The 2497-nt window shown below is 64.5% G+C and carries 2 protein-coding genes; both read right to left on the minus strand.

What is annotated here, in order from left to right; translation table 11 throughout:
- The coding region (locus ACRDUX_RS40610) for an ABC transporter substrate-binding protein (RefSeq protein ID WP_526423173.1) at positions 1 to 724 on the minus strand (724 nt) is incomplete at its 3' end.
- A 34-nt stretch (positions 725 to 758) separates the two neighbouring features.
- The gene (locus ACRDUX_RS40615) at positions 759 to 2243 is read right to left on the minus strand and encodes an MFS transporter (RefSeq protein WP_526423175.1); all 1485 of its coding nucleotides are present in this window, start codon (positions 2241 to 2243) and stop codon (positions 759 to 761) included.
- Positions 2244 to 2497 lie beyond the last annotated feature (254 nt).

Raw genomic sequence — 2497 nt, forward strand, 5'->3', positions numbered from 1 at the left:
GCGCAGGCATGGTCGGCCAGTGGGCGTCGAGTACCGGTCGAAGCTCGGCAACTGTCACCGACTTCATCAGCTGCATCGACTCGCCGAGCGCGGACGTGAATCGCACCAGGCGGTCGAGAAGTTCCTCGACCCGGTCCGTGCGGCAGTAGTACACGCTGTTGGGGCCCAGTCCGCCGGTGACGGCGTAGTCGTTGGCAAGGAATCCGGTTCCCCTGTGCTGCATGGCTTCCGCATTGGTGTGGTCCAGCACGATCGCGTCGCCGAGGCCGGCCTCGAACAACTCGACGAACATCGGCGTGGACAAGTCACGCAGCCACGTGATCGACGCAGGATCGACGCCGGACTCCCGGACCAGTCCCGCCGTGAAGGCGTAGGGTGCGCTGCCTCCGATGCCCGGTGCGAGCACCGTTTGACCGACCAGGTCGGACCACGCGAAGTCCGGGAGAGGCGTGCGGGTCACCAGAGCCTTGGGGAACTGGTGGTTGACCTGAGCGAAGACGGACAGCTTGCGCGGTGTGCCTGCGTACATGGCGGGTACCCACAGGCCGCCGAGCGCGACGTCGGCGGCACCGCTGTCGAGGTCGTCGAGCACGCCGGTCCAGGGATCCTTGGCGGTCGCCGTGACCAACAGGTCGCGGTCGGCGAACAATCCGAGGTGATCGGCGTAGTACTCCGGAAGGTAGTTCAGGCCGTGCGCCGTGGCGGAGATGTTGAGCGTCAACATGTTCGGTACTTCCTCATCTGTTGTGGGTGTGGGTTCAAGCGGCGTGCGCAAGGACGGGCTTCTCGGTGACGGCCTCGAGCGGCTTGCCGAACGTTTCGGGGCCGAAGTGCGCGGCGACGACGAGGAGTGCGTACATGACGGCGATCATGGCGAACACGCCTGCGACGCCTGCGCGGTCGAAGAAGAATAGGGCGGCGAACGGCATGACGGCGCCCGCAACGTTGCCGATCCCGTTGACCACGGAGGTGCCCATGGCCCGCACCGAGGTCGGGAACAGCTCTGGTGACCAGACCGACAGCATGGTGTTCAGCATCATGGTGAAGAACTGGAAGATCATGCCCAGTACCAGGATCAACGCCGTCGAGTTGGCGAACGATGCGAAGCAGATGGCCGAGACGCAGCCCAGCACTGCGGCGATGCTCACCGTCAGCCGCCGTGGCGCCTTGCCTGCCAGGTACGAGGCCGCGCAGGCGCCGAACAGCGACCCGATGTTCATGATCATGGTGAATGCCAGCGAGTCGGACAGTGAGTAGCCGCGCGACACCAGCAGGATGGGCATCAGAAACAGCAGGGTGACCTGGGCGCCGAACGACATCCACGATGCTGCGCCGATCGCGGCGGTGCGCTTGAGGTTCTGGCCCTTGAACACCTCGGCGTAGCTGCTCTTGACCGGAACGGGGATGTCGGCCGCGGTGACGTACTGCTTCGTGATGCCGGGCTTGCGCAGCGCGGTGATGCTTCCGCTGCCCAATCGCGTCAGGCTCTTGTTGGCGTCCTCGATGCGGCCCTTGGACAGCAGGAAGCGTGGCGACTCGGGCAGGTAGCGGCGGAAGAAGACGACCAGTACGGCGGGGACGGCCAGGATCACGTAGGTCCAGCGCCACGCGGTGTCGTTGCCGCCGAGGACTCCATTGAGTGGCCCGAGCACCAGCCAGAAGAAACCGAAGGAGGCGATGTTGCCGATGCCGCCGGAGGAGATGTTGAGCGTCGCGAGCAGTGAGCCGCGGTGCCGGGTCGCGACGATTTCGGCCAGGATCGCCAGGCCGACGGTGAATTCGCCGCCAAGGCCGATGCCGACGATGAACCGACTGGCCAACAGCATCTCGTAGTTGACGGCGACGGCGCTGATCAGTCCGCCAAGGGTGTAGACCAGCAGGTTGAGGCTCAGCGCGGCGCGTCGTCCCCAGCGGTCGGCGAGGTAACCGCCGATGAGGCGCCCGACCAGTCCGCCGATCACCGTCGCCGTGTTGATCATCGTCAGCTCGGCGTTGCCGATGCCGAAGGAGTCCTTCAGCAGGGGGCCCATCGCGCCGGTGGAGTTCTGCTCGAGGGAGTCGAAGAACAATCCGGCCATCAGAAGCAGGATGAGCGCGGCCTGGACTCGGCCGAAGCCGATGCGGTCCAGGGCTGCGGTGAGACCTGGGGAAGCGGCAGCGTCCGTGGTCTCGGGGCTGGTCTTGCGGGGAGTCGGGTTGAACTCGGATGGAAGAGCATCGGTCTTCGTGCGGGGGAGGGACATGTCGGACTCCGGGTGGGTGAGTCGACACCGACAACGGTTGCGTCGGCGAGCCGACCTCTAGTCGTCCCTGACTGAAATCGCGCTGAGCAATTTGTATACGAAATGTGTTACGCAACCGTTTCCCACCAGGAATATTACGTTACGACTCTGAAAACTCCCTATCAATCGTAATACAATCATCCCGGATGCCTATCCAGCAGTAGCGCTACTCATGGTCGAACTTGTCGGCGAAGTAGCGCTCATCGCGCCTGAGG

Source organism: Mycobacterium sp. (genome assembly GCF_050701675.1).
Taxonomy (GTDB): Bacteria; Actinomycetota; Actinomycetes; order Mycobacteriales; family Mycobacteriaceae; genus Mycobacterium.

Coding starts and splice junctions, on each gene's coding strand:
- ACRDUX_RS40615 (WP_526423175.1), bottom strand. CDS start 2,243: ATGTCCCTCCCCCGCACGAAGACCGATGCTCTTCCATCCGAGTTCAAC.